Source organism: Archangium primigenium (assembly GCF_016904885.1).
Classification (GTDB): domain Bacteria; phylum Myxococcota; class Myxococcia; order Myxococcales; family Myxococcaceae; genus Cystobacter; species Cystobacter primigenius.
In genome coordinates this window covers 2,864,985-2,891,497 of sequence record NZ_JADWYI010000001.1, presented here as the reverse complement: position 1 = coordinate 2,891,497, position 26,513 = coordinate 2,864,985, and the positions used below count along the sequence as shown (strand labels likewise).

25 protein-coding genes are annotated in these 26,513 nt (G+C 70.8%); 5 read left to right on the top strand and 20 right to left on the bottom strand.

The genetic code is table 11. The features are described from left to right. Positions 1-5 precede the first annotated feature (5 nt). Entirely contained in the window at positions 6-1,103 is a 1,098-nt protein-coding gene (locus tag I3V78_RS12310; RefSeq protein WP_204487349.1) for a glycerate kinase, read from the top strand. Between the two features lie 68 nt (positions 1,104-1,171). Here the strand turns inward: I3V78_RS12310 and I3V78_RS12305 are convergent, their stop codons facing one another. The 9 genes from I3V78_RS12305 to I3V78_RS12265 form a co-directional block, all read right to left on the bottom strand. Beyond that, positions 1,172-1,375: a class I lanthipeptide gene (locus I3V78_RS12305; RefSeq protein WP_204487347.1), complete on the bottom strand. Its 204-nt coding sequence runs from the start codon at positions 1,373-1,375 to the stop codon at positions 1,172-1,174. A gap of 316 nt (positions 1,376-1,691) precedes the next feature. Beyond that, positions 1,692-1,895: a class I lanthipeptide gene (locus tag I3V78_RS12300; RefSeq protein WP_204487345.1), complete on the bottom strand. Its 204-nt coding sequence runs from the start codon at positions 1,893-1,895 to the stop codon at positions 1,692-1,694. A gap of 237 nt (positions 1,896-2,132) precedes the next feature. After that, positions 2,133-2,336 (bottom strand): class I lanthipeptide, encoded by a 204-nt coding sequence (locus I3V78_RS12295; RefSeq protein WP_204487343.1) that lies wholly within the window; start codon positions 2,334-2,336, stop codon positions 2,133-2,135. A gap of 115 nt (positions 2,337-2,451) precedes the next feature. Further along, a complete protein-coding gene (locus I3V78_RS12290; protein WP_204487341.1) occupies positions 2,452-3,369 on the bottom strand; it encodes a hypothetical protein in 918 nt (305 codons plus the stop codon). 2 nt (positions 3,370-3,371) lie between these two features. Next, positions 3,372-6,023, bottom strand: coding sequence for a TonB family protein (locus I3V78_RS12285; RefSeq protein WP_204487339.1), 2,652 nt, complete (start codon positions 6,021-6,023; stop codon positions 3,372-3,374). A gap of 48 nt (positions 6,024-6,071) precedes the next feature. Beyond that, positions 6,072-6,857 (bottom strand): methylase, encoded by a 786-nt coding sequence (locus I3V78_RS12280; protein WP_204487337.1) that lies wholly within the window; start codon positions 6,855-6,857, stop codon positions 6,072-6,074. Positions 6,858-6,861: 4 nt separating this feature from the next. Beyond that, positions 6,862-7,578, bottom strand: coding sequence for an NUDIX hydrolase (locus I3V78_RS12275; protein ID WP_338023544.1), 717 nt, complete (start codon positions 7,576-7,578; stop codon positions 6,862-6,864). After that, positions 7,575-8,546, bottom strand: a complete 972-nt coding sequence (locus I3V78_RS12270) for a cysteine hydrolase family protein (RefSeq protein WP_204487335.1) — start codon at positions 8,544-8,546, stop codon at positions 7,575-7,577. The genes I3V78_RS12275 and I3V78_RS12270 overlap by 4 nt, the downstream gene beginning before the upstream one ends. Before the next feature lie 20 nt (positions 8,547-8,566). Then, a complete protein-coding gene (locus I3V78_RS12265) occupies positions 8,567-10,018 on the bottom strand; it encodes a nicotinate phosphoribosyltransferase (protein ID WP_204487333.1) in 1,452 nt (483 codons plus the stop codon). A gap of 105 nt (positions 10,019-10,123) precedes the next feature. Here I3V78_RS12265 and I3V78_RS12260 point away from each other — a divergent pair, with 105 nt between their 5' ends. Next, on the top strand, positions 10,124-10,954 hold the full coding sequence (locus I3V78_RS12260; protein WP_204487331.1) for an energy transducer TonB: 831 nt from the start codon (positions 10,124-10,126) through the stop codon (positions 10,952-10,954). Here the strand turns inward: I3V78_RS12260 and I3V78_RS12255 are convergent. Genes I3V78_RS12255 through epmA form a run of 3 tightly spaced genes read right to left on the bottom strand, consistent with a single transcriptional unit; the run spans position 10,951 to position 13,435 of the window. Then, the gene (locus tag I3V78_RS12255) at positions 10,951-11,745 is read right to left on the bottom strand and encodes a YhfC family glutamic-type intramembrane protease (RefSeq protein WP_204487329.1); all 795 of its coding nucleotides are present in this window, start codon (positions 11,743-11,745) and stop codon (positions 10,951-10,953) included. The genes I3V78_RS12260 and I3V78_RS12255 overlap by 4 nt on opposite strands. Positions 11,746-11,772: 27 nt before the next feature. Further along, entirely contained in the window at positions 11,773-12,441 is a 669-nt protein-coding gene (locus I3V78_RS12250; RefSeq protein ID WP_204487327.1) for an inorganic pyrophosphatase, read from the bottom strand. 1 nt (position 12,442) lies between these two features. Then, positions 12,443-13,435: an EF-P lysine aminoacylase EpmA gene (gene epmA, locus I3V78_RS12245; RefSeq protein WP_204487325.1), complete on the bottom strand. Its 993-nt coding sequence runs from the start codon at positions 13,433-13,435 to the stop codon at positions 12,443-12,445. Positions 13,436-13,465: 30 nt separating this feature from the next. Here epmA and I3V78_RS12240 point away from each other — a divergent pair, with 30 nt between their 5' ends. After that, a complete protein-coding gene (locus I3V78_RS12240) occupies positions 13,466-15,124 on the top strand; it encodes a chromosome segregation protein SMC (protein WP_204487323.1) in 1,659 nt (552 codons plus the stop codon). Here the strand turns inward: I3V78_RS12240 and I3V78_RS12235 are convergent. The 5 genes from I3V78_RS12235 to I3V78_RS12215 all read right to left on the bottom strand — a co-directional run bounded on the left by I3V78_RS12235 (position 15,121) and on the right by I3V78_RS12215 (position 21,472). After that, positions 15,121-15,894 carry a hypothetical protein gene (locus I3V78_RS12235; protein ID WP_204487321.1) on the bottom strand — a complete coding sequence of 258 codons (774 nt, stop codon included), beginning with the start codon at positions 15,892-15,894 and terminating at the stop codon, positions 15,121-15,123. The genes I3V78_RS12240 and I3V78_RS12235 overlap by 4 nt on opposite strands. Positions 15,895-16,201: 307 nt before the next feature. After that, positions 16,202-17,278 (bottom strand): SPFH domain-containing protein, encoded by a 1,077-nt coding sequence (locus tag I3V78_RS12230; protein WP_204487319.1) that lies wholly within the window; start codon positions 17,276-17,278, stop codon positions 16,202-16,204. A 188-nt stretch (positions 17,279-17,466) separates the two neighbouring features. Continuing rightward, entirely contained in the window at positions 17,467-18,267 is an 801-nt protein-coding gene (locus I3V78_RS12225) for an ABC transporter permease subunit (RefSeq protein WP_204487317.1), read from the bottom strand. After that, positions 18,264-19,187, bottom strand: coding sequence for an ABC transporter ATP-binding protein (locus I3V78_RS12220; RefSeq protein ID WP_204487315.1), 924 nt, complete (start codon positions 19,185-19,187; stop codon positions 18,264-18,266). The genes I3V78_RS12225 and I3V78_RS12220 overlap by 4 nt, the downstream gene beginning before the upstream one ends. Then, positions 19,184-21,472, bottom strand: coding sequence for a glycosyltransferase family 39 protein (locus tag I3V78_RS12215; protein WP_204487313.1), 2,289 nt, complete (start codon positions 21,470-21,472; stop codon positions 19,184-19,186). Before I3V78_RS12215 ends, I3V78_RS12220 begins: the two co-directional genes overlap by 4 nt. Positions 21,473-21,740: 268 nt before the next feature. Here I3V78_RS12215 and I3V78_RS12210 point away from each other — a divergent pair, with 268 nt between their 5' ends. Together I3V78_RS12210 and I3V78_RS12205 are read left to right on the top strand one after the other, a co-directional pair. Then, the gene (locus I3V78_RS12210; protein WP_204487310.1) at positions 21,741-23,408 is read left to right on the top strand and encodes an FHA domain-containing protein; all 1,668 of its coding nucleotides are present in this window, start codon (positions 21,741-21,743) and stop codon (positions 23,406-23,408) included. Between the two features lie 63 nt (positions 23,409-23,471). Further along, positions 23,472-24,065, top strand: a complete 594-nt coding sequence (locus I3V78_RS12205; protein ID WP_095976561.1) for a response regulator — start codon at positions 23,472-23,474, stop codon at positions 24,063-24,065. Between the two features lie 38 nt (positions 24,066-24,103). Here I3V78_RS12205 and I3V78_RS12200 read toward each other — a convergent pair whose 3' ends face one another. Genes I3V78_RS12200 through I3V78_RS12190 form a run of 3 tightly spaced genes read right to left on the bottom strand, consistent with a single transcriptional unit; the run spans position 24,104 to position 26,477 of the window. Then, complete coding sequence (locus I3V78_RS12200) at positions 24,104-24,877, bottom strand: enoyl-CoA hydratase/isomerase family protein (protein WP_204487308.1); 774 nt, start codon at positions 24,875-24,877, stop codon at positions 24,104-24,106. Next, positions 24,874-25,092: a biotin/lipoyl-binding carrier protein gene (locus I3V78_RS12195; RefSeq protein ID WP_204487306.1), complete on the bottom strand. Its 219-nt coding sequence runs from the start codon at positions 25,090-25,092 to the stop codon at positions 24,874-24,876. Before I3V78_RS12195 ends, I3V78_RS12200 begins: the two co-directional genes overlap by 4 nt. Before the next feature lie 35 nt (positions 25,093-25,127). Further along, a complete protein-coding gene (locus I3V78_RS12190; RefSeq protein ID WP_204487304.1) occupies positions 25,128-26,477 on the bottom strand; it encodes an acetyl-CoA carboxylase biotin carboxylase subunit in 1,350 nt (449 codons plus the stop codon). Between the last annotated feature and the right edge of the window lie 36 nt (positions 26,478-26,513).

Genomic DNA, 26,513 nt, shown 5'->3' with positions numbered 1-26,513 from the left:
GCGGCATGGCGCGCTGGCTCGTGGCCCCCCAGGAGTTCAAGGGCACCCTCACCGCCACCCAGGCGGCCCAGGCGCTCGCCGAGGGCCTGCGGGAGGGCGCGCCCGGCGTGGAGCTGGACGTGGCGCCGCTCGCGGATGGCGGTCCGGGCACGGTGGACGCGCTGCTCGCGGGGGTGGGCGGCGAGCGGGTGGTGCGCACCGTCACGGGGCCGCTCGGCGCGCCCGTCTCCGCCACCTACGGGCTGTTGGACGGGGGACACACGGCGGTCATCGAGATGGCGGCCGCCTCGGGGCTGTCCCTGCTCGCCCCGGAGGCCCGGGATGCCCGGCGCACCTCCACCCACGGCACCGGCGAGCTCCTCCGCGACGCCCTGGAACGCGGGTGTCGTCGGCTCATCCTCGGCCTGGGCGGCAGCGCCACCACGGACGGGGGGACGGGCGCGCTCTCGGCGCTCGGCTGGCGCTTCCTGGATGCGCGCGGCCACCCCCTGCCCCCCGGCGGCGCCGCGCTCCAGCGGCTCGCCCGGGTGGACGCGAGCGCCCGGCACCCGGCGCTGGAGCACGTGGAGTGGTGGGTGGCGTCGGATGTCACCGCGCCCCTGCTCGGCCCCGAGGGCGCCGCCCGACTCTTCGGTCCCCAGAAGGGCGCGGACGCGGCGGCCGTGGAGGAGTTGGAGGCGGCCTTGACGCACCTGGCCGACTGCCTCGACCCCAGGCTCGCCCAGGAGGAGGGCACGGGCGCGGCGGGCGGCTTCGGCTACGGCCTGCGGGCGCTCACCCACGGGCGGATCGTGTCGGGCTATGAGCTGGTGGCGCGCACCCTGCGGCTGCGGGAGCGGATCGCCGCCGTGGAGGCCGTGCTCACCGGAGAGGGGCGCTTCGATCGGCAGACCGCCCTGGGCAAGGGGCCCGGCGCCCTGGCCCGGGAGGCACGCACCCTGGGCAAGCGCACGGTGCTGTTCGCCGGACAGGTGGCTCCCGACGCGAGGACCGGGGACGCTCCGTTCGACGAGGTGCTCGAGGTCTCCACCCGGGGGCCCGCAGGACGGCCTCCCGCGGAGGCGCTGCGCCAGGTGGGCCGGGACTGGGCCACACGGGCCTGAACACCGGAAGCCAGACGGCCGCCGGTGTCCGGGACGAATTCAAGGACAGACGTTCTCGGGGATGGGGACTAGCTGCCGTTCTCGTTGTTGCAGGAGCCGGCGAGCACCGAGCAGATGATGGAGTCGCCGCAGATGAGCAGCACGGAGAAGACGCAGATGACACCCGCCGAGTCACCATTGCCGCCGGCCACCTGATCCAGACTCTCGTCGGACAGGTTGCGCAGGGTCTCCTTGTTGAGGCTGAGCTTCTTCTGGGCCTTGTCGGTCTTCATGGGCGTCATCCGTTCTTACGGGCCGTCGGGAGTGGCGGCGAAACAGACAGTACGGACGGCCATCCACCCCATCCATCGCACCCGAGGGCCGTGGACTGTGTTGTCCTGACGTATCCCGTGCGGTGTCTTCCCGACATGAAAGTCATTGTGCGGAGATCCGGAACGACAAGCGCCGCGGTGTCCATCCACTCGGGGCTCGGGCCCGGAGGGGGTGTGGACACGGCGGCGCGAAAAACGCGAAGCGTGGGTCTTGTCGTGGCCCGAGGACATCACCTCCCGGGGCGATGCCCTCCAGGCCCTGTCATGACCGTCTGGACTACCCGCCGTTCTCGTTGTTGCAGGAGCCGGCGAGCACCGAGCAGACGATGGAGTCACCACAGATGATGAGGATGGAGAAGAGGCAGATGACGCCCGCGGAGTCACCGTTACCGCCGGCCACCTGATCCAGGCTCTCGTCGGACAGGTTGCGCAGGGTCTCCTTGTTGAGGCTGAGCTTCTTCTGCGCCTTGTCGGTCTTCATGGGGGGAGTGTCCTTGGATTGGCCGTCAGGAGTGGCGGCGAAAAAGACAGTACAACTCTCACTGGCGTGCCCTCCATCACCCCCCGGGGTGGCCGATTGTGCACTGCCCATCGCCATTCCAGACAGACAGACAAAGCCTAAAAGCACCACGGTCCGGTCTCCCTGGGACAATCCCAGACGGAGCCGGACCGTGGCGTGGATGAGAGCGGAGGCGTGACGGGAACGGGGGCGGAAGCCTCACCCGCCGTTGTCGTTGTTGCAGGAGCCGGCGAGCACCGAGCAGACGATGGAGTCACCACAGATGAGCAGGATGGAGAAGACGCAGATGACGCCCGCCGAATCTCCATTGCCGCCCGCGACGTGACCCAGGCTCTCGTCGGACAGGTTGCGCACCGTCTCCTTGTTGAGGCGGAGCTTGGCCTGCTTCATGTCGTTCTTCATGGGTTCAATCCGTCCTTTCGTGCCGCCAGGGGTAGCGACGAAAAGGACAGTACAACTTGGACTGGAAAGCCCTCCATTACCCCCCAGGGAGGTGAACTGTGAATTCCCGGTCAACTCAGGGCGTGTAGCGCGCCGAGCGGGTCACCCACGTCTGGCCCCCGCGTCCGTCCCGCGCGACGACCCAGAACAAGACGTCCTGGGGCCCGGAGACACCGCTCGGGGGGCTCCACTCCACCTGGTGCCGGCCCTCGCCACCGCCCAGGTCCGCGCCGCCCGTCTGGTTGGGCGAGAACCCGCCCAGGGTGCTGAACCAGGCCAGCTCCCAGGACTCGCGCAGCTGCACGGGCTTGAGCTCGAACGAGGGCACCACGTAGTCCTCCTGGCGCGCGGAGAAGTCCTCGGGATCCACCCGGAAGGGGCCCGGCCCCGACAGCTCGCGCGGCACGCCCTCGAACCAGGGCGCCCCCTCCAGCACCAGGCTGCCCAGCTCCGGCTGGACGTTGACCACCATGCCCGGCACCAGGGGGCAGTTGTAGACCATCAGCTTGCGCGCGTAGACCCGCTCGCTCCCGCCCGACACCTCGAGCTGCAAGGGCAGCCAGATGCCCCCCAGGCCCCGGTAGGCGTCCTCCTCGAGCACGCGCTGCGCCACGAAGGAGCCGTCCTGGAACCGGGCCAGGCCCGGCCCCGGCGACAGCTCCACCGTCAGCTCTCCGCCCCGCGTCACGCCCCGCGCCAGCTCCACCTGCTCGCCCTCGCACAGCGCGGAGGTGGTGGTGGCGCAGGTGGTCAGGACGTAGTCCAAATCCCGGCCCTCCCCCGCGGGGTCCGGAATGAGCGCGGTGAAGCGCAGCGGACGCGACAGCGCGGGCAGCAAGGCGGCGGGGTCCGTGGAGCACGTGTCGGCGAAGACTTCCGGCGGCTCCAGCCGCACCGCGAGCACACGCAAGTCCTTCACGTTCGAGGGTCTGTCCTCCGACCCCACGCACGCGGCGCACAAGAGCAATCCCAGACAGGCGGACAGGTGGCGCATGATCAGAAACTCCCCTTGACGCCGACGACCGGGAGGATCGGGATGCCAGGCACCTCGAACTGCTCCCGGTAGCGGTAGTCGTAGAAGGTCGCCTCCACGTTGGAGGCGTTGTAGACGTTCTGCACATCGATGTACGCGGTGAGCGTCCAGCGATCGAACAGCCAGTTCTTGTCCAACCGCAGATCCAGCTGGTGGAAGGCCTTGAAGCGGGCCGAATCCGTGGGCCCGTAGGTGCCGTAGAAGCGGTTGCGGTCCACGTCGTACCGGTCGAAGGTGTGCTGCAAGGGCGTGGTGGGTCGGCCCGTCACGTACCGCATGCGCGCGCCCAGCTCCAGGCCGTAGGGCAGCCGGTAGCTGCCCACCGCGGTGAGGATGTGCGTCTGGTCGAACGTGGTCAGCCGGTAGGGATCTCCTCCCGCGCGCCGCTGCTCGGAGCGGTTGAGCGTATAGGCCAGCCAGCCGAAGAAGTTGCGCGTGACGGCGTGGCGCAACATCACCTCCATGCCGTACGCGCGGCCCAGGCCCCGGTTGGAGTACGGGTAGCTCGTGATGGAGCCGTCCGCGTTGACCACCCGGTCCCCGGGGCTGACCACCAGGTCATACCGGCGGTTGAAGTAGCCGGTGACGTCCAGGCCGATGGCGTCGGTGATCTGCCGCTCCACGCCCAGGCTCGACTGGAAGGCGCGCTCGTAGGACAGCCGGGGGTTGCCCAGCGGCGCGGGCTCCAGGTTGAAGGCCTCCGGCGGCTGGCTGTACAGGCCCAGGCTGCCCTTGAGCGCCATCTTCTCCGTGAGCACCCAGCGCGCCCACAGGCGGGGATCCAACGCGTAGCGCGTCTGGCCGTAGATGCGCGAGTACGTGGCGCGCAGGCCCGGCGTCACCGTCACCGGCCCCGCCTTGACGTCCACCTCCGCGAAGAGCGCGCTGTCGAAGGTGTTCGCCACGCGCTTGATGGCCTGCACCTCCGCCAGGGGCTCCGCGCCCGGGAAGGCCGGGTACTGGATGCCGCCCACGGACGGCAGGGTGCCCTCCCCCACCAGGTGCTCGAAGCGGAGGTCCGCGCCCGCGCGCGCGACGAGCCAGGGCCGCAGTTCCAAGGACAGGTCCTCGCGCAGGCCGAGCGACCAGACGTTCGCGTCGAGCTTCGTCGTGCCGAAGCCGAAGCTGCCCAGGTCGTAGCCGAAATAGGGCGTGACCACGGAGGTGAGGTTGCCCTTGCGCCACGTCCAGTCGCCCTTGACGCGGTGGAAGAGCGTGCGCGCGTCCACGGTGACGTCGCGGTTGCGACCGCCGCCGGTGGCCACCACCCGCAGCAGGTCGTCCGAACCGAAGGCCATCACGTAGCCGGAGCTGTGGCCCGCCCCCTTCTCTCCGCGCTTGGCGCCGAAGTCCATGCGCACCTGGTAGTCCCAGTAGCGCGGCAGCACGAGCAGCGTGCCGCCCTCGGGGTCCTCCGGCAGCACGAGCGGCAGGAGCACGTCCACGTAGGAGCGCCGCGCGGCACCGGCGATGGAGATGCCGTCCGTGATGGGGGCCTCCAGGAAGAAGCCCGAGTCCAGCAGGTCCACCTTCACCGAGCCGTGCAGCGTGTCGGAGGCGCCCTTGCGCGTGGCCACGTCCACGATGCCGCCCACCGCGCGGCCGTAGCGCGAGCCGAAGCCGCCCGGGAAGAAGTCGATGCGGTCCACGAACTCGGCGTTGACCACCGACGGGCCACCGCCCAGGTGGTAGAGCAGCGGCACCTCCACCCCGTCGAAGAAGGTGAGCGTCTGGTCCGGCGCGGCGCCACGCACGATGAGCTGGCCGGTGATGAAGGGCGAGCGGGCCACGCCCGGCAGGTTCTGCAGCACGCGGATGGGGTCACCGAAGCTGCCCGGCACCTTCTGCAACTCCTGGCGCTCCAGGGTGCGGCGCACCACCTCCTTCTTCTCGCGCGCCCCGCGCACCACCGTCTCGAAGCCCGGCGCCTTGGGCATCAGGTAGAAGATGACCTCCGTCGTCTCCGAGGGGGCCAGGGTCTCCTTCGTGGCGAAGAGGTGGTAGTCGCCCGCCACCACGCGCACGTCACAGACGCCCGAGGGCACCCGCAGGGTGAAGCGGCCCTCCGCGTCGCTCGTGGCCTCGGGGGCCTCGGGGTCGTCGCCACAGCGCACCGTGGCGCCCTCCACGCGCGTGCGGCTGCCGCGCGCGAGCAATTGCCCGGTGAGCGTGGACTGGGGCACGGGCGGCGGCGCGTCCTCCGGCGGCGGCGGGGGCGCCTGGAGCACGAAGTTGTAGACGTACTGGAGCTGGATGGGCGCCGGTACGCCATCCACCTCGGCCGGGGTGAACTCGAACTGCTTCACCGCCGCGAGCGCCGCCTCGTCGAAGCCCTCACCCACCGGGGTGGTGACCTGGGCGTCGGACACCCGGCCCTGCGCGTCCAGGGTGATGAGCATCTGCACCGAGGCCGTCCGGCCGGCGGCAGCCGCCTCGGCGGGGTAGACGGCCTCCACGGTGCGCACGAGCTCGGGCGGCTTGGTCAACACGGGGGTATGCACGCCCGCGTCCACCTCCTCGCGGCGCGCGCCCTCGTAGGCCTGGGCCCGGACGTGGGGTGCGACGAGCAGGAGGACGACGAGCAGCGACCAGGGCGAGAAGCGGGGGAAGGTCACGGTGACCGCATTTAAGCCACGAGTGGACCCCCCGAAGAACAAGAAGTCTTAACCGAACACGCCGCCCGTGGGCCGCCAGAGCGCGTAGCCGTGGTCGAGCAGCCACGGCTCCAGCACCAGGCCCTCCACGCGCCTGGACAGCCCCTGGAGCGAGTGACGGAAGGCCTCCGGGGGAGACACGTGCCCCCCAGCGCGCGCCGCGCTCCACGCTTCTGTCCAGTAGACGAAGAAGTCATGGATGGGCTCGCCGGGTTTCACCCTGCGGCGAAAGTCGCGGGGCAGCCAGTCGCGGAAGAGCACGGGGGCGAAGCCGCGGCTGAAGTCCGTGTGGAACAGCAGCGCCTCGCGCGCCAGCCCCGACCCCGTGCGCCGCAGCAGGTGGGACACGCCCACCGCGCCCGACGTGTCCGTGCTCCCCTCCACCAAGAGGCCACCCTCCAGCAGCCGCTCGCCCAGCACTTGGTGGACGCCGGGCACGTCCTCGGCGCGGTAGCCCCGCAGCAGGTTGGTGGCGCGGATGAGGCGGACGGTCTCGTCCGGCCGCAGGGGCAGCGTGAAGCCGCCCTCGCGGAAGTCGGTGAGCGCGTCGGCATGGACGCGGGCGGACGCCACCCGGGCCGGGTCCGCCTCCACACCCACCACGCGCAGCGCGGCGTTCACCTCCCGGAAGGCCCGCGCGCTCTCGAGCGTGGTCCACGGCTGCTCGCCCAGGCCCACGTCCACGAACACGGCCCGCGCCCAGTCGCCGTCCTGGCGCGTGAGCAGGGGCCGCTCGTGGTGGAGCAGGTAGGCGTCCAGCGCCTGGAGGCGCCCCTCGGAGGTCCGTCCGCGCATGGGCTCAGGAGGCGCGGAAGCGGTAGAGCGCCGCGGGCTTGGAGGCCGTGCGCCGCACGCCCGGCGCGGGCTCCAGCACCCCGTCCTCGACGAGCCGCTTCACCTTGCGGCGGAAATTGCCCGGGTCCTGCGCCTCGCCCTTCACGGCGGAGAAGACCGTGCGCAGCTCCGGAATGGTGAAGCGCTCGGGCACGAGCGAGAACGCCAGCGCGGAGGTGTCCAGCTTGTCGCGCATGCGCGCGAGCGCCACCTGGAGGATGTGCCCATGGTCGAAGGCGAGCGTGCTGCCGACCAGGTCCGCCACGGGCGCCCAGAACGTCTCCTCCGCGTCGCCGCCCGCGCGCACCCGCGGGCAGAGCTCCGGCCGCACCAGCGCGTAGTACGCCACCGACAGCACCCGCATGCGCGGATCCCGTCCCGGCCGCCCGAAGGTGGCGAACTGCTCCAGGAGCACGTCCCCGGGCGCGAGCCCCGTCTCCTCCTGGAGCTCGCGCGCCGCCGCCAGGTCCAGGTCCTCGCCCTGGTCCTCCACCCCATCGCCCACGCGCAGGAAGCCCCCCGGCAGCGCCAGGTGCCCCTCGAAGGGCGCCTCGCCCCGGCGGATGAGCAGCACGTGCAGCGCGCCGTCCACCAGCGTCAGGATGACCAGGTCCACCGCCACCGCCGGGCGCGCATGGGGCGCCAGGCTCTGGCGGGCTCGCAGGACGTCCGGAGCCCTCACGCGTCGATCGGGTCGGTGGTCCGTACCACCCGCATGCCCGCCTCGCGCAGCGCCTGGATGCCAGCGTCGGCCAATCGAGGAAAGTCCAGCGCTGGCGGCAGCGGATGAATCATGGGCGGCCGCACGGGGCTCATCGCGTCCTCGAGGATGTAGATGCGCTTCATCAGGGAGCGGTCCGTCGCCTCGATGGCCTGCTTGAGGTCCATCAGCGTGGACAGCACGCAGTGGGACTTGGCCTGGCCGAAGACGTAGACGCGATCGAAGGCGCGCAGGTAGTCGAAGAGCTTCTGGTTGAACTCGCCCACCTTCTGCCCCGCGAGGTCCTTCACCTCGGGGGACAGCACGGAGTAGCTCTCGGTGAGGGGCTCCTCGCCCTTGAGATCGAAGCGCGTGGGCGTGTCGCGCGCCACGGCGTGGAAGAGGCTCGCCTCCATGACCGAGGGCAGCAGCGCGTGGCCGAGGCTGCCGAGCAGCGAGTGGTAGGGCCAGATGGTCAGCACGTAGCGGCCCGAGGACTCCAGGTTCTCGCAGTAGGCGAGGCTCTTCTCCGGCTGACGCGTGGCGCGCCAGCGGCCCGAGCGGACCTCCGCCGCGGTGATGACCGTCATGGGCGCGGGCGGGTTGCCGCGCGCGTCCCGCCACCAGTCCGGGTGGAAGATCTGGAAGGCGTTGTGCGTGTCCAGGGAGAAGACGAGCGAGGTGATCTTCTCCAGGTTCGAGTACAGCCAGGTCAACGTGCGCCGGGTGTCCTCCACCGCGCCGGGCACGAAGAGCGCGCCCTCGGGAAGGCAGAAGCCCACCTGCACGTCGATGCCGAAGGCGGCGATGCGCAACCGGTCCTCGCTCGCGGGCCGGAGCTTGTGCTCGGCCGCGTACTTGCGGGCCTCCGCCGTCACCAGCGCGGAGCGCTCCAGGTACAACGTGTTGACCTGCTTCTCGTTGTAGAACGACGGGATGGGCAGCGACATGACGACCTCCGGGGGGACACTCAGCTGGCGATGGGGGCGGCGGCGACGGGCTTGTGGGGGAAGTGCCGCTCGCGCAGCTCGTCCACCAGGGCCTGGGTGGCCGCCGTGTACGCGATGCGCGGCGCGGGCTCGCTCTCCGCGGGCGTGGTGTCCGCGGCCGCGCCGCTGAGCAGCACGTAGCCCTCGGGCGGCGCCTCGCCGTGCTGCCCCACGAGGCCGATGGGCCCCGTGCCACTCACCCGGCGGAACACCACCGGCGTGCCCGGGATGCTCTGCTTGCCCTCGGCCAGCTCGTTGCCGAACTTCATGGTGGGCACATGGCCCGTGCACGCCAGCTTGTAGACGGCCGCCACGCGGTCACGCGTGAAGGGGCTCGCCATGGTGCGCGCCACGATGAAGCCGCCGTAGCCGTAGAACTGCTGCGAGGGCTCCCAGCCGAACTCGGCGCGCAGGGCCTCGAACTCGCGCGTGGCCTGGGCGTCCAGGCCGTCCTCCAGGATGAGCACCGGCTTGATGCCCTCCTGCTTCGCCCGCGACACCGCCAGCGTGTACTGCTTCTTCTTGTCGCCCGAGTCGAAGCGGATGGAGTCCCCCGCGTTGGGCTCCTCGTGGATGATGCGGAAGGCCGTGGGCAGCCCCGAGGCCAGCGTGTCGTAGGTGTCCAGGAGGAAGCTGGAGCGCTCGGGCCGCCGCTCGCGGATGGCGCGGAAGGCCGCCTCGTCCTGGCCGTAGCGCTGCACGTGCTCGTGGCCCATGGTGCCCACGGGAATCATCCCCAGCTTCTCGGCCAGGAGCACGTTGCTCGTGCGGGTCACCCCCGCCTCGTGACAGGCGCGCAAGGCGATCTCATGCTGCTGCAGGCACGTGGCCGCGCGCAGGCCCACCTCGAAGATGCGGCTCGCGTCCCCCACCGCCGCCACCAGGTCCTTCACCACCGCGACCACGCGCGCGTGATAGCCCTCCGTGTCCACCCGGATGGGCACGGGCGCCGCGCCCACCGCGTCCAGCGTCTCCAGGGCGATGCGCTTCTCCTCCTCGCACGACACCACGGCGAGCGCCTGGGCCAGCGCCTCGCGATCCGTGAGCGCCACCGAGGCCACCTGGATGCGGAAGTTGAGCTGGAGCAGCAACGGCTCCAGCCACGACACCAGCGCCGAGCTGCCCGTCAGCGTGAACACCGGCTCGCGCGGGTAGAAGCGCGCGCCCTTGGGCAGCGCCCGGATGACCAGCTCCTGCTTGCGGATGGCCGCCTTGAAGCCCGCCCCCATCTCGTAGCTGTTGCGCGCCAGGTAGGCGTAGTCCGCCTCGGTGGGCGTGGGCAGCAGCGCGCGCACGTAGGACGCGATGTCCAGGGGGACCACCTGCTGCCCTCCCTTGCGGTGCGAGTAGTAGAACGTCTCCCGGCGCAACGGCCAGCCGGCCTCGGCCATGCTGAACTTGTAGCCGTCCGTCGCGAGCAGCGGACTTCCCATGGATGTGCCTCCTGGGACGGCAATCTAGCGGGCGGGGAAAGGGTCAGCAACACTCTTTCTCGCGCATCCAGCCCGCTCCTGGGTCGTGGTTGAATCTCCGCCCGGATGCCGCCCTCCTCCCACCGCCTGCCCCGCGCGCTGCTGCTCAGCGTGGGCATGCATCTGGGTCTGGGCGTCTGGCTCTGGAGCCGGAGCGAGCCCGAGCCCCCTCCCGTGGAGCCGCTCCAGCATCCCACCCAGCTCCAGTTCGTGGAGGTCGAGATCCCCCTCCGCCCCGCGCCACCGTCGGCCCCGCCTGGGAGCACCCAGCCGATTCGCGCCCCCGCCCCCAAGGTCACGCGTCGGCTGTCCAAGCCCCTGTCCAACGCCGCGAAGGCCCCCGATTTGGAGGATGCCTCCGGCGGCTTGCATCCCACGTTCTTCACGCTGGGGCGGTCGATGCTCCAGCACTGGAACCCCGAGCCCTACCTGGCGGCCATCGGCTTCGAGGGCGCCTTCGCGATGAGCGTCGGCGCCCAGCACGAGGTGGGGCGCATCGTGGCGGCGGCCGACGCACGAGACAGGAAGGCCCTGCGCCGCGAGACGAAGCAGGCGGTCCGGACCGCCCGGCACACCCGGATGCACATCTTCCAGGATGCCCGGGGCCAGGTGCTCAGCGTGCGGGTCGTCGCCTCCAGTCATGATCCGCGCCTGGATGTCGTGGCGGTGCAGGCCCTCCTCGACGCCGCCAGGCGCCAGGGGCTCCTGGCCCCAGACCCCCCTCGTCAGGAGGGGGCCCTCGTGCGGAGCCTGTGGGAGGCGGAGCTCACCGTCGCCGAGCACCCTCCCGCGCCCGAGGGGGGCCTCGAGTTCAGCGCGGAGATGACGCCCACGCAGCTCCAGCTGCCCGCCGGGCAGCACCTCTACAAGCGCGTGCGACTGCTCGAGGTGCGCTAAGCGGCGCCGGACGCGGGACCCTCTCGCAGCCGCAGCGCGAGTCCCAGGGTCGCGAGGGCGAAGACGGTCATCACGCCCTCGGCGGCCACCGCGCCCCAGGACTGCATCACCCACACGGCGGCGAGGTTGGACAGCGCGTGCAGGCCCACGGCGCCCCAGTACCAACCGACGTGTCCTCGGGAGAAGCGCTGGAGCACGAGCACGCTGAAGCCCACGTGCATCACCACCGCGCCCAGGCGCTCGTACGCGCCCAGCAGCGGCTCCCACCAGCGCATCGCGGCCACGTGGGCCTGGGCGGCGCGGATCTGCTCGAGCTGCTCGGCGGGGAGCGACATCGCCGAGGGATCCATCCGCGAGAGGACCACCACGTTGACCAGCCCCAGCGCGGCCAGGCCCCCCACGAGCACGGCCGACTCCAGGCCGCCGTGCCCCAGGCCCAGGCCCACGGCGTCCTTCCACCGCCGCAGCTCCCGCAAGGGGTACTTGAAGGCCACGAGCCGCGCGGTCTCCTCGAACAGGCCCGCGGACAGGCTCAGCACCACGAGCCACAGCAGGCGCAGGGACTCGGAGGCCTTGAGCGCGTCGCGCAGCAGGTATTGCACCCCCCACACCGCGGGCACGCGGGTGAGCAATTGCGAGAAGGTGAAGGTCAGGACCCCCACCCCCACGGTCTTCCAGGCGATGCCCCAGCGCCGCCGCGCCGCCAGCACGAGCAGGACGGGCATCAGCACGTCGAAGACGATGGCGACGCCGAAGCTGGCGATCAGGCGGGAGTCGAGCGGCGCGGACACGTCACGGACACCTGGGAGAGAGGGGACTCAGCGCTTGCCGCGCGCGCGGGGCTTGCTCGCCGAGCCCTGGCCGTACACGCGCTGGTAGTCCTTCATGCTGCGCACGATGACCTCGTGGGCCTCCGAGCGATCGTACATCTCGACGATCTCCACCGAGCGCTTGGCCTGGCTGGGGATCTGCTTGTAGGTCAGGAAGTAGTGCTTGAGCCGCTCCACGAGCGCCGTGGGCAGCTGCGCCACGTGCTGGAAGGCGCCGTAGACGAGGTCCGACTCCAGCACGGCGATGATCTTGTCGTCGGCCTCGTTGCCGTCGACCATGCGAAAGCCCCCCACCGGCACCGCGCGCACCAGCAGCGCGCCCGTGGGAATCACCTTCTCCGTCAAGACGCAGATGTCGAGCGGGTCGCCATCGCCCTTGATGTCCTTGATGCCGGTGCGGTCCGCGCAGCGCTTGGCCACCAGCTCGTCGCAGTACGTCTGGGGCACGAAGCCGTAGAGCGTGGGGCACTGGCTGGAGAAGCGCTGGGGCCGGTCCAGGCGCAGGATGCCCGCCTCCTTGTCGAGCTCGTACTTCACCGTGTCGGTGGGGACGATCTCCACGTAGGTGGTCACGGTCTCCGGGGCTTCCTCGCCCGGGGAGATGCCATGCCACGGGTGGGCCTGGAAGTTGTGGGTCTGCGGCTTCTTGGGGGCCATGTCACTCACCTACGAATTCGTGTGCCGGGAAGAGAAGCACGTCCGAGATGGACTCCACGCCCAGCAGCAACATCAGGATCCGGTCCAACCCCACGGCGATCCCCGCCGAGGGCGGCATTCGCCCTACCGCGTCGAGGAAGCGCTCGTCCAGTGGATAGACGGCCCGGCCCGCATCGCGGCGGAATTGTTGCTCCTCCATCAGCCGGGTGCGCTGCTCCACCGCGTCCGTCAGCTCGGAGAAGCCATTGGCCAGCTCCAGGCCCCGGGCGTAGAGCTCGGTGCGCTCGGCCACGGCGGGCTCTCCGGGCTTGAGCCGCGCCAGGGACGCCATGGAGGCGGGGTACTCGGTGAGGAACGTGGGGCGCTCGTGGCCCAGCCCCCGCTCCACCTTCTGCAGGAAGAGGTGGAAGAAGACGTCGTCGAAGAGCAGGGCGTCGCCGGTGCGCACCCCGGCCGCCTCCGCCGCCCGCTTGAGCGAGGGCCCGTCCGGACAGGCGCGCAGGTCCACCCCCGTGGCGCGCAGCACGGCGTCGCGCACGGACAGGCGCTCGTAGGGGGTCCGGGAGAAGAAGCCGTCGCCGCCCACGGCCCGGTCCGCCTCGGCCAGCGCGCCCTCCAGGTCCGCCATGATGGCGTGGTAGTCCGCGTGGGGCCGGTAGAACTCCAGCATCGTGAACTCGGGGTTGTGCGTGGGCGACACCTCCCCGTTGCGGAAGACCTTGCAGATCTGGAACAGGGGCCCCGCGCCGTCCGCGAGCAGCCGCTTCATCGCGTACTCGGGGCTGGTGTGCAGGTAGAGCGACCGGCGCCGGCCCACGTTCGTCTCGGGGACGAAGGGCGCCTCGAAGGGCGTGATGTGGGGCTCCATGCCGGGGGTCGGCACGAGCAGGGGCGTGTCCACCTCCAGGTAGTCACGCTGGGTGAAGAAGCGGCGCAGGGCCGAGTAGAGCGTCTGTCGGGCGGTGGCCGCGCGCCACTGGACTGGATTGGGCATGGGCGGCGCGGACGTTACATTGCGCGTCCCATGCGCCCAAGGCTTCCCGCACTCGTTCTCGGTATTGGTCTCGGTCTGCTCGGCGGGTGTGCCACGCCGAAGCCCCCCGCCCCGCCCCCTCCCACCGAGGCGCAGCGGCTCGCCGAGGAGGTGGCCCGGAGCACCACCGAGGCCCAGGCCCTGCTCGAGGCGCAGGATCTGCTGGTCTGGAACTTCTGGACGGAGGGCACCCAGGGGGACATGGCGGCCACGTACACGGGGCGCGAGGGGCTCTTCACCCTGGAGGCCATCCGCAAGATTGAACGCCTGCGCCAGCTCGACGCCGAGCCCCGGCAGGTGCGGGCCCTCACCGCGCTGCAGTCGCACTTCGCCGGCGAGTACCTCTCCCAGCAGCTCGCCGAGGTGAACGACGCGCTGGCCAACCTGGAGGCCTCGCTCACGTTCCAGGTGGACGGCCACGACGTGCGCTGGCACGAGCTGGAGCGGCTGCTGGCCAACGAGCGCAGCGCGCTCAAGCGCCGGGCGCTCTACACGGCGGCCACGCCCGCGCTGGAGCGGCTCACCCCGCTCATCCGCAAGCGCGAGGAGCGCACCGAGGCGCTGGTGCGCGAGCTGGGCTACGCCTCCTACGAGGCCTTCGGGGGCGAGCTGCGCCAGGCGGACCTGGGCCGGCTGGGCGTCCTGGCCGAGGAGGTGCTCCAGGCCACGGAGGCGCCCTACCAGGTGGTGATGGAGCGGCTGTCCCAGCGCGAGTTGGGGCAGGCCTACGCGAAGCTGACGCGGGCGGACCTGCCCCGGCTGTTCCGCGGACGGGAGGTGGAGGGGCTGTTCCTCAAGGGCGAGGGCCTGCTGCGCGCGCACGGCACGCTGGCGGGCATGGGCATCGACCTGGGGGAGATGAAGAACGTGCGCATCGACGCCCGGGCGGACGTGAAGCGCAAGAACCCGCGGCCGCTGGCGCTCGGCATCCGGGTGCCCCAGGACGTGCGGCTGTCGGTCAAGCCGGTGGGCGGCGCGCTGGAGCAGGTGCGGCTGCTGCACGAGTTCGGCCACGCGCTGCACTACGCCTTCACCCAGGAGCCGCGCTTCGAGCTGGCCAAGCTGGGCAACCCCACCGTCACCGAGACGTACGCGGCCCTCTTCGAGGACCTGATGGACGACCCGGTGTGGCTGGAGGAGCACGCGGGGCTCAAGGACAAGGAGCGCAGCGACTACCTGGCGGCGGCGAGCGCGCACAAGCTGTTCCTCATCCGTCGCGCGGCGGGCCGGCTGCTCTACGCGCTCGCCCTGCACCGGCCGGGCGCGGACGCGCGCGCGCTGTACCAGGCGATGCTCGAGCGCGTGGACGGCATGCCGGCCTCGGCCGACGACGTGGCGCGCTACCTCGTGGACCAGGAGGACTTCTTCCAGTCCGCGGACAACTTCCGGGCGTGGTTCCTCGCCGGCCAGCTCCAGGGCCAGCTCAAGGCGCGCTTCGGACCGGCGTGGTGGCACAGCCTGGAGGCGGGCACGTTCCTCAAGGGCCTGTGGGCCCAGGGCAACGCGCTCTCGGCGCGCGAGCTGGCGCGCGGCCTCGGGGATGAGGGCATCGTGCCGGACGTGCTGCTCTTGCGCCTGGGCACCACCCTGGGCGTGCCCATGAAGCTGGGCTCCCACGAGGAGCCCGCCCCGCCCGCTTCCGCTCCTTAGAACGGCAGGTCGTTCGCGAAGTTCTTCAGGTCCTGCGACGGCCGGAGCTCGGGGTCCGGCTTGATCATCAGCGGCGAGGTCCGGATGTCCAGCAGCTCGCGCAGGCTGGGCTTCACGGACTCGGGGGAGGACTCGAGGGCCGGCTGGGACTTGTCCAGCTGCTTGAGCTGCTTCACGGCGTTCTGCGGGGACACGTTGCTGTTCGAGTCGGTGAGGTCGGCCACCTTGTCCAGCGCCTTGTCGGCCCAGGCGAGGTTCTCCACCCCACCCTCCTGGAGCTGCTGGCGCACGTCCGCGAGCACGTTGCGCGCGGCGTTGTCGACCTGGCGGGGGGTCACGCGATCCGACAGGCCGAGGTCGGGCTTCACCGACATCGTGTGCGTCGACTGGATCATGGCGCGCGTGCTCAGCTTGTTGCTCAGGTCGTCCAGCTTCCCGGTCAGCGCCTCGCGGGCCACGTCCTGCACCCGGTTCTGCGCCGACTGCGGGCTGAGCTCCACCGGCAGCTTCAGGTTCTGCAGGGCGTCCGGCCGCTGCATGGGGCCCGGACCCACGAACTTCTTGAACGACGCCCCCGGGCTGTCCAGCCCGCCCACGTCGAACTGATCTCTCGGCAGCGCCTCGTGCGCGAGCCGCCCCATCTTGTTGTCCACCATCCCCATCGGACCCATCGGGGCGGCGGGCTGCGTGGCCTGAGCGGCGGGCGTCGGGATCTGGCTGGCGGCGGAGGAGAACGCAACGGGACGCTGGGAGATGGAGTTGATGGACATGGCGGGTCTTCTTTCGGAAGCGGCGAGGTCGAGGTCGAAGGGGCCGCCGTGTCGCGCGGCCATGCTGGGACCTAAAGCAGGGCGCGTGCCAACCCGCCGTCCTCCCTCATGCCCTGGAAAATCAAGCACTTGGCTCGGTGGCCCACGTTTCCTCGGACCCCTTGCCCGGGCCCCGGGTGGTGACACCGAGCACCCCATGGTGTCTGGAGTCACCAAGACGCGGCACCAGGGGCCCGGAAACGACGAAGGCCTCCACCCCGCGTGGGGAGGGAGGCCTTGGGCGTCACGTGCCGGAGCACGCGCGGGACTACAGGAGCTTCATCAGCTCGGCGCGCTTGGCGGTGTACTCCTCATCGGAGAGCACACCCGCGTCCTTGAGTTCCTTGATCTCCTTGAGGCGCTGCGCCGGGGTGCGCGTGTCCGCCGGGGCCGCCGCCTGAGGCTGCGGGGGCGGCTGCTGGAACTGACCCGCCTGCCCACCACCGCCGCCGTGCTGGCCCGGCTGCTGGTTGTTGGCGAAGGCCTGGGCCATGCCGAACCCCATGCCCATGCCCATGCCCTGCAGCGCGCCATCCGAGCCGCCACCGCCCTTGGCCATGCCCTCGGACGCGCCCAGCATCGCCTGACCCTGCGCGTACTGCTGGAAGCCGCCGGCCAGACGCGAGTACGCCACGTCCTTGGACAGCTTCTTGAGCGTGGCCTCGTCCTCTTCCTTGATGCTGATGTGGAAGTTGCCCATGCGCACCACGGTCAGGCCGTAGCTGTCCACATGGGGCTTGAGGCCGGCGATGACCTCGGTCTCGATCTCCTCGGTGTACGCGCCGCTCGTCACGTCCAGCAGCGGCCAGCGCTTCTTGACCAGCAGCTCGGCGATGCGGTCGCGCGTCACCTTGAGGACCTGGTTCTTGAACCAGCCCACGAAGTCCGCGTTGGACGTGCGGCCCATGCCCACCAGGCCCACCACGAGCTGCTCCGGCTCCGTCACGCGGATGGAGAAGTCACCGTAGACCATGGTGCCGATGCCCAGGCCCGTCTCCGGGTCGCGCACGTCGCCGATGGGGCCGCCGAACTTCAGCCCGGTGATCTCCCGCGTCGAGACGAAGAAGACCTCGGTGATGAAGAGGTTTCCGCCCGTGAAACCCTCGATGAGGCGGCCCAGGAAGGGGATGTTCTTGCTGTCGAGCTGGTGACGGCCCGGCCCGAGCTTGCCCTCCACCTTCCCGTCCTTCACGAAGAGGGCGACCTCGTCGGCATCGACGGTGAGCTGGGTGAGCATCCGGATGTTCTTCTCCGGATACTTGTAGACAATCTCCCCCTTCGCCTCGTCGGCGCGCGCGATGAAGTTGCGCTGCGACTCGTTCTTGATCGTACCGAAGAATCCCATCGTGCTTTCGTCGCCTCCAAGAGACCGCGTCGACCACCGGGAGCCCACGCCGCCCACCTACCTTGAACGAATAACGCCGGGACTCATTGCATTCCCGACGATCGCTCCGCTCCCGGCCTGTTCCCCGACCATGACAGATAAAACGCGCTCTTGGCCAGTCAAGCGGACGAGCCCCCGTTGACGGGCGATCAACCCCACCGGTTCAAGAGCCGCTCGCGATCCAGCAGACGGACACTCGCCCACAAGAGCGCCAGGTCCAGCAGCAGCACCACGATTCCCTGAGACGCGTAGTAAGCGGGACCCGCGCGCAGGAAGCCCGCGATCTGCCCCGCCACCAGGCCCACGAGCGGCAGGACCACGAGCGCGGCGAGCTGCTGCGCCGTGCGAGCCTCGGCCACGCGCGCGGAGATGATGACGGCCACGCCGTTGCCGAAGAAGGCGAAGAGCGGCGCCAGGATGAGCACGCCGAAGAGCCACAGGGAGTTGGGCATGAGCAGCCCGTCACCCAGGGGCCAGCCCACCACGTCCACGCCCACGCACAAGAGCACGAAGGCCACCCAGGAGATGAGCACCGCGGGCACCAGCGAGGCGAGGCTCTTGCCCACCACCAGCTCCAGGGACGTCACCGGCGAGGCCAGCAGGGGCTCCAGGGTGCGCCGCTCCCGCTCGCCCGCCACGCTCTGCGAGGAGATGAGGATGGGCACGAACACCGGCATCACCAGGAACATGCCGAACCAGTCCATCAACGTGCGCTCCACGAGGAAGCGGCCCGCGTTGAAGTCCCGAGGCAGGGACGGGTCGTAATAGAGGGCGATGACCCGCAGGTTGGTGTCGGAGGGGTCGCGCACGTACGTCCACACGACGATGACGGGCACCACCACCAGCACCAGCGGCAGCGCCGCCATGGCGAGCAGGAGCGAGGGGTTCTTGCGCAGGTCCAGGAAGTCCTTCCAGAAGACCGCCAGCGCGCGCCGGGGATGGAAGCTCATGGCGCCTCCTTTCCGTCGCGGATGAGCTCCAGGTAGACTTCCTCGAGCGGGCGCAGGGCCGGCACGGCGCTGCGCACGCGGGCTCCGGCGCCCACCAGACAGGCCACCACGTCGGGCGTCTGGGCCTCGTCCGTCAGCATCACCCGCAGGCGTCCCCCCTCGGCGAGCGAGGGCGGCGCGAAGGGCAGCGCGGCCAGGGCCGGAACGAACCGCTCCGCGTCCCCCTCCACCTTCACCTCCAGCGCGCTGCCCGCGCGCCGCAAGTCCTCGAGGGGGGCGAGCGCCAGGAGCCGGCCCTTCACCACCGCCACCCGGGTGCACAGCCGTTCCACTTCCACGAGGTTGTGCGAGCACAGCACGAGCGTGCGGCCCTCGGCCGCCAGCTCCGCCACCGCGTCGCGCACCGTGCGCGCCGACTCGGGATCCAACCCGCTGGTGGGCTCGTCCAGGAAGAGCACCTGGGGCTCGTGCACCAGCGTGCGCACGATGGCGAGCTTCTGCCGCATGCCCTTGGAGAAGCTCCCGCAGGGCTCGTCCTCCCGGCCGCCGAGCCCGAAGCGCTCGAGCCACGCCTGGGCCCGGGGCCAGACACGGCGCTCGTCCAGTTCGTGCAGCTTCATGAAGAAGCGCAGGTTGTCCCGGGCGCTCAGCCGCTCGTAGAGCCCGGGCTGCTCGGTGAGCAGGCCCACGGCGCGGCGCAGCGCCTCGCCCTGGGTACGCACCGAGTGGCCCCACACGTGCGCCTCGCCCTCCGAGGGCTTCAGCAGCCCCGTGAGCATGCGCACGGTGGTCGTCTTGCCGGCGCCGTTGGGCCCGAGCAGGCCGAACACCTCGCCGGGACGCACGTCGAAGGTCAAACCCTCCACCGCCGTGCGCGCACCGAAGCGCTTGGCGAGGCCCTGCACGGAGATGCCGCTCAATCGATGGTCACCAGGACGAACTTGTTGTTGATGTCGCGGTCGATGACCGTGACGGTCTTGTCGGCGCCCGCGGTCTGGCGCAGCACGTTGAGCCGGTTGTGCTCCACGAGCGCCCACTCCCGGCCGGGCTGATCCACGAAGGGCTTGAGCTTGGGCGTCTCGCGGATCTGCTTCACGGTGTTGCGCGAGTAGAACGTCTCGCCGCGCCAGTTCATGAGGTAGGCGGTGATGGGCTCGCCCGGCTTGCGCTGGGCGTAGTAGCGCCAGAACAGGTCGCGCTGGGTCCAATGGTGGGACAGGTCCACCCAGTGGCCCCAGCTGAACCAGAGCGCGAAGCCCGCCGCGAGCGCCCAGAACGTGCCGTAGAGCAGCACCCGCATCCGCAGGAGCGCGGCCACCACGGCCAGGCCCCCGGCCACGAAGAAGGCATAGCCGAGCATCATCTTCACGTTGACCGGCTCGGACAGGGTCTTGAGCAGCGCGTCGCTGGCCAGCGTGCCTCGCCAGCCCCGCGCGAGGCAGCCCAGGCCCACCACCCACAGGAGCCCCGTGAAGGCCCACAGCCCCGTGCGCGACTCCGCGTCCGCGCGCCAGGCCTGCCACGCGAGCCACGCCCCCACGAGCACCAGCGCGCCGCCCGCCACCGGCGTGGCGGCCACCGAGCCGGGCGCCGCGAGCGGCACGACGAAGGCCGCCCCCAGCCCCAGGCACACGAGCGCCACGGCGCGCGAGACGGGCGAGGCCCCCGCGCGCGGGGGAAACACGCCCAGCGCGAGGTAGAGGCCCACGGCGAGCAGCACCGCCGCCAGCACGTCACCCGCCCACAGCGGCCGGGAGGAGAACATGGCGATGGGCTTGGTGACGAGCTCCAGCGGGTAGGGCCGGTCGTAGTTGTAGACGAAGAGGTCGGTGAAGGCCTTGGGGTTGCCCGCCAGGTCATGGCCCACGAGCAGGAACAGCACCAGGCCCAGCACCAGGCTCATGGCGTGGGCGCCGATGCCCTCTTCCCAGAGCCGGTCCACGAACAGGGCGATGAGCACCGCGAGCCCCGGCAGCACGGGGAACACGTAGTGGTGGAACTTGGTGGCCGAGGAGGACAGGAGCGTGAAGGAGAAGGCCACCCACAACACGGCGATGAGCGCCAGGTGCTCGGCCTTGTCCGGGGAGCGCGGACGCAGCCGCGTGGCCAGGGCGAAGGCCCCCGGCACCAGGGCCACCCAGGGGAAGATGGCGAAGCCCCCCTGCTCGATGAAGTACACGAAGGAGCCGCCCGGCGTGGTGGTATGCACCCCCGCGCTCAGCCGGTTGAGGTGATCGTGGATGAAGAAGCGGTACCAGAAGCGCTTGCCCTCGTCGTCCACGCCCTCGAAGAGGCAGAGCACCAGGTACCAGGGCACCGCCACCGCCGCGAACACGAGGATGCCCGTGCCCAGCCGCATCCGGTAGAGCTGCGCCCACACCACCGGCATGGGCCGCGTGCCCGCGCGCACCTCGGCGCGCACGCCCCGCTCCAAGAGCCAGCGCAGGTGGGCGTTGATGCTCGCGCCGTCATACGGCACCACCGCGAAGAGCGCGTAGAGCATCAGGATGATGGCGGGCAGGCCCACGCCGAGCAGGCCCTTGGCCAGGGTGGACAGCCCCAGGAAGACATAGAAGGCGTACCACCACGCGGCGCGGTGGCGCGTCGTCTCGTCGAGCTGGCCCACGAGCGCGCAGGCCATGGCGCACACGAGCGTGGTGACGAAGGGCGTGTCCGTCACCGTCTGGCGCGTGAGCAGGAAGTAGAGCGGCATGGTGGCCAGCACGAAGCCCGTGGCCAGGCCCGCCCGCGCGCTCACCACCCGCGCCACCGCGAGCGACAGCAGCGCCACGGCCGCGATGCTCAAGAGCGCGAAGGGCATCCGCATGCCCCACTCCGTATAAAGACCCAGGGCGCCCTCGGTGCGCAGCGTGCCCACCACCTGCATGCCCAGCGCCTGCATCCACATGGTCAGCGGCGGCTTGGAGAAGAACCAGGCGTTCTCCCAATAAGGGAACACGTAGTCCCGGCGCTGCACCATCTCCCGGCCCACCTCGCCGTAGTGCGTCTCCCACGGGTCCCACAGCCCCACCGCGCCCAGGTAGGGCACGAAGAGCAGCGCGGCGAAGGCGGCCGTGGCCAGGGCGACCCGCAGGGAGGGCTCCAGCCCCAACCACCGCTTCATCCAGGGCTCCCGCGCCAGCTCCCTGCCCAGAATGGCGTCGGTGAAGGTCCGCGGCTCCTGCCGCACTCCGTTGCTCTCCACGGGCAAGTCGCCTCCGTCCACGGGGTCCCCGGCTCCGGCTCCGGGTGGCGGCCTTATATCCCCGCCCCCCTCCAGGGTCGACCACCACCCGACGCACGGCCCGCCACCGGGCACGGGCGCCGGGCGGCCGGACCCCCCTCGGCCACCTGTCGGATGGACATCACTCCTGTCAAGGGTCTTGCTACGCTAAAAGCCCTGTCGTTTGGCGCAGATACCCTTCTTGAGGTGCCTGGGGGCGTTCTGCTATAGCTGTAAGGGGACTCTACTCGTGCTGAAGCTCATCATCGAAGACGACGAAGGGCGAAAGACCGTCGTTCCCTTCATGCGCGACGAGATCACGATCGGTCGTCAGGAGGGAAACACCATCCGCCTGACCGAGCGCAACGTGTCTCGGCGCCACGCCCGCCTCTTGCGCCAGAACGGGCACGTGGTCGTGGAGGATCTGGGCAGCTACAACGGCGTGCGCATCAACGGCGAGCGCATCCAGGGACCTGCCCAGGTCGGTGACGGCGATCTCATCCAGATTGGCGACTACGACCTGGCACTCCAGCAGGAGGCCGCGGTCCAGCCGCCCATCGCGCCCACCATCCGGGTGCCCAGCGCGGCGCTCCAGGCCGCCCTCGAGGACGGCGAGCGCACGTCCGAGGACGAGCTCGAGGACCCGCCCGACGCCCATGACGAAGGCGACACGCCCTCCACGCCCGACCAGCGCCGCCACGCCACCGCGGTCATCCGGCTGGATCAGGTGGAGGCCAACCGGCCGCGCCGCGCCGTGCAGGTGCCCGCGGAAGACGCGCCCCATCTGGTGGTGGTGAGCCCCGAGTTCAAGGGGCAGGAGTTCGCCTGCATCAGCACCGAGATGCGCGTGGGCCGCACCGAGGACAACGACATCGCGATCGATCACCGGTCGCTGTCGCGGCTGCACGCCAAGATCGTCCGCGAGGACACGGGCGAGTGGCGCGTGCTCGACATGCAGTCGGCCAACGGCCTGAGCGTCAACGGCGAGAGCTACGCCCAGGCGCCCCTGAACCACGGCGACCTGCTGGAGCTGGGCCATGTGAAGCTGCGCTTCGTCGGTCCGGGCAAGAGCACCGACGGCCTGCTGCATGACGGCTCGGCCAAGGGCTCGCGCAAGGGACTCGTGCTGGGCCTGGTGGGCGTCGTGGCCATCGGCGCGCTCGGCGGCGCCGCCTGGTTCGTGTTCGGCAACAAGGAGCCGGCCCCCGTGCCGCCCGTGGCCACCAACACCCCGCCCGCGCCCCCGACCCCGCCCGTGATGGACACGCCACCGGCCGCGCCCTCGCTCGAGGACACCCTCAAGAGCGCCCAGGCCTCCATGGACGCGCGCGACTTCGACGCCGCGGTGGCCACGCTCGAGGGGCTCGACGCCAAGGGCCAGCCGTCCACCGCGGCCAGCGAGCTGCTCACCCTGGCGCGCGCCGAGCAGACCGCGTCCAAGAACCTGGCGCTGGCGCAGCGGGAGTTCGGCGCGGGCAAGTTCGCCGAGGCCCAGAAGGCCCTGGCCGCCTCGGCCACCACGCGCGCCTTCGCCACCGAGTACGCCGACCTCAAGCAGAAGGTGGACACCGCGCTCAAGCCGAGCACCGGCACCAAGCCCACCGCCGCGACCCCCACGGCCGCGAACACGGCGGACGTCGCCGAGAAGACCTATAACGAGGGCGCGCAGTTGCTGCGCGAGAAGAAGTACAAGGAAGCGGAAGCCTCCCTCAAGAAGTGCATCGCCACCGATCCGGGTTTCGCCCCCTGCTACATGTTGATGGGCAGTGTGGTGGCCCGGCTCAATCGCCCCGCCGAGGGCGCCAAGTATTACCAGGAGTTCCTGAGGCTCGCGCCCAACGATCCGAAGGCGGTCCAGGTCCGCAAGCTGGTGGATGAGTACGAGAAGAGTCAAAAAACCACGGGGGATGGCAAGTAGCCCCAGGGCCGCGCCGCACTCAGTGGGCCACTGACGTGCCCCCTTCACCCAAGGAGAAGGTTCGTGCAGATCCGTATCCTGGTAGTCGATGACGAGCAGGACAACTGCGACTACCTCAAGCTCGTCCTCATGCGGGAGGGCTACGACGTCGTGACCACGACGGATCCCACCAAGACGGTGGAGATCCTGCGCAGCGCCGACTTCCACCTCGTCATCCTGGACATGATGATGCCCGTCATGTCCGGCACCGAGGTGCTGGAGCACATCCGCAAGTACGACACGGACGTCGCCGTCATCGTCGCCACCGCCTACCCCACGGTGGACACGGCCGTGGCCTCGTTGAAGAACCAGGCCAGCGACTACGTGAAGAAGCCCATGGAGCCGGAGCAGTTCCTAGGCGCCGTGCGCAACGCGCTCGCCAAGAAGGGCCTGTCCCAGGACCCCGAAGCGGACCTGCACCGCGCCATCGGCCGCACCATCCGCGACGCGCGCAAGACGCAGGACCTCACCCTCAAGCAGCTCGCGCGCCGCACCGGCCTGTCCGTGTCGCTGCTGTCGCAGATCGAGCGCGCCGAGTCCTCGGCGTCCATCTCGTCGCTCTACAAGATCGCCTCCGCGCTGCAGTTGCGCATGGGCGAGCTGTTCGGCGACACCTGAGTCGTGGCGGGGGAGCGAGGCCGCTCCCCCGCTGGGCCTCAGCGCCCGTGGAAGCGGGGCGGACGCTTCTCCAAGAAGGCCGCCTTGCCCTCGCGGGCATCCTCGCTCGCGAAGGCCCGTGCCCGCGTGTCGCGCATCCGCCGCGACGCCTCCTCGGACAAGGCGGGACGCGCGAGCAGGTGGAAGCCCTCCTTCATGCCCGCCACCGCCAGGGGGGCCTGCTGCGCGAGCGTCCGGCACAGCTCCATCGCCCGACGGTCGGCCTCCGCCGAGCACTCGTCCAACAGCCCCCAGGCCAGCGCCTCGCGCGCGTCCAGCCGACGCCCGGACAGGAAGAGCATCTTCGCGCGCGACAGGCCCACCAGGCGCGTCGCGCGCGACAGGCCCGCCATCGCGTAGACGATGCCCAGCCGCGCTGGCGGCATGCAGAAGAGCGCCGTCTCCAACCCCACGCGGAAGTCACACGCCATCGCCAGGTCGAAGCCCGCGCCAAACGCCGCGCCATTCACCAGGGCCACCGTGGGCAGGGGCAGGGTCTCCAGCCGCTCCAGGCACGCCATCAGCGCGTCATCTGGCAGCCGCTCGGCGGTGGGCGCCGCCAGCCCATGCAGGTCGTAGCCCGAACAGAAGACACTCCCCTCGCCCGACAGGAGCACGGCCCGCGCCCGCGACGGCGCCTCGCTTAGGGCCTCGTCCAGCCGGGCCACCAGGGCGTCGTCCAGGGCGTTGCGCCGCGCGGGGTTGGACCACCGGAGGACCAGGACCCCGTCCTCGCCCCACTCCACCGCCAGCGACGCACCCGACGCCGTCATTCCGGCTCCACGACCACCAGCACGTCCCCCTCGCTGACCGACTGGGATTCCTGGCAACGCAGCTCCCGAACGATCCCCGCCCCCTCCGTCTCCACCGGCATCTCCATCTTCATGGACTCGAGGATGACGAGCGTGTCGCCCGCGGCCACCCGCTGTCCCACCTCGACCAGAATCTTCCACACCGTCCCGGTGATGTGCGCCGCCACGTCCGCCATCGCTGTGCTCCTCCCTGGATGTATCGCCTGTGCGCTCACGGCCTCGCGTGCTGCTCGAGGAAGCGCGTGTTCAACGTCCCCGCCTGGAACACCGGATCGCGCAGGATGCGCAGGTGCAGGGGGATGTTCGTCTTGAGTCCCTCGACCCGGAAGTCCTCGAGTGCCCGGATCGCCCGCGCGATGGCCTCCGCGCGCGTGGCGCCCGAGACGATGAGCTTGGCGATCATCGGATCGTAGTGAGGCGTGACGATGTCTCCCTCCGCGTAGCCCGCGTCCAGGCGCACGCCCTCGCCCGTGGGGCCCTGGAACACGCGCAGCGGACCCGGCGAGGGCAAGAAGCGCACCGGATCCTCCGCGTAGATGCGGAACTCCAGCGCCACGCCCCGCCGCCGCACGTCCTCCTGGCGCACCGTGAGCCGCTCGCCCGCGGCGATGCGCAGCTGCCAGGCGATGAGATCCAACCCCGTGGTCGCCTCCGTCACCGGGTGCTCCACCTGCAGCCGCGCGTTCATCTCGATGAAGTAGAACGCCCCGTCCGCGCAGAGGAACTCCACCGTGCCCGCGTTGGCGTAGCCGAAGGCCCGCGCCGCGGCGAGCGCCGCCGGGAAGAGCCGCTCCGCCAGCGCCTCCCCTCCCACGTCCGCGAACAGGGGCGAGGGGGCCTCCTCCACCACCTTCTGATGCCGGCGCTGAAGGGAGCACTCCCGCTCCAGCACGTGCAGGAGGTGGCCGTGGTGGTCTCCGAGGATCTGCACCTCGATGTGGCGCGGCGCCGGGAAGTAGCGCTCCAGGTAGAGGCCGTCCCGCCCGAAGGCCGCCCGGGCCCGATCCGCGCACTGGCGGAAGACCTTCGCCAGCTCGGCGGGCGTCTGGGCCACGGCCATGCCGATACCGCCCCCGCCCCCGGCCGCCTTGCACAGCACCGGATAGCCGATGCGCTCGGCGGCCTCGCGCGCGGCGTCCACGTCCGGCACCAGGCCCTCGCTGCCCGGCACCACGGGCACGCCCGCGGCGGCCACGAGCTGACGCGCCCGGCTCTTGTCCTTCATCCGCTCCATGGCCTCGGCGGGAGGCCCCACGAACACGAGCCCCGCGTCCTGGCACACCCGGGCGAACCCGGCGCTCTCCGACACGAAGCCGTACCCCGGGTGCACCGCGTCCGCCCCCGTGGCCCGCGCCGCCTCCAGGAGCGCCGCGACATTCAGGTAGCTGTCCCGGGGCGGGGCCGGACCGAGCCGCACCGCCTCGTCCGCCTCGCGCACGAAGGGCAGCCCCGCGTCCGCGTCCGAGTACACGGCCACCGTGGCCAGGCCCATGCCCCGGGCCACCGTCTGGATGCGGCGGGCGATCTCTCCCCGGTTGGCGATGAGCAGCTTCTTGAACATGACCGCGCCTCCTCGCTCGGGGCGGTCGGCCACCCT